Origin of the sequence: Lysinibacillus sp. GbtcB16 (assembly GCF_019091145.1) — a bacterium.
Taxonomy (GTDB): Bacteria; Bacillota; Bacilli; order Bacillales_A; family Planococcaceae; genus Lysinibacillus; species Lysinibacillus fusiformis.
The window spans coordinates 1-246 of record NZ_JAGXJV010000729.1 but is presented as its reverse complement, the minus strand read 5'-3'; the positions used below and the strand labels follow the sequence as shown (position 1 = coordinate 246).

At 43.5% G+C, this 246-nt stretch carries 1 protein-coding gene; it reads right to left on the bottom strand.

The features are described 5' to 3' along the window. The coding region (locus KVT27_RS25745; RefSeq protein ID WP_483307991.1) for a hypothetical protein at positions 1-227 on the bottom strand (227 nt) is incomplete at its 3' end. Positions 228-246: the final 19 nt, after the last annotated feature.

Below are 246 nucleotides of genomic sequence, written 5' to 3'. Positions count from 1 at the left end.
AATTCCTCACCAAAAGATTTCGTGAATACTTGACGAATCCCTTGACTCAACAGCTCCTCTTTCAAATGAGGCAAATACTTGGCGATATGAATCGTAATACTGCGCGTTTCACCGTCATACTCATCTTCCAGACCAACCATCGCCAATAGCTGAAGCGGGTCCCAATCATCGATTTGAGACTTAACAACCTCCATAATCGACGTCGGATCATACGGCAGTGAATTCAACAACGTATTTTCTTTCACG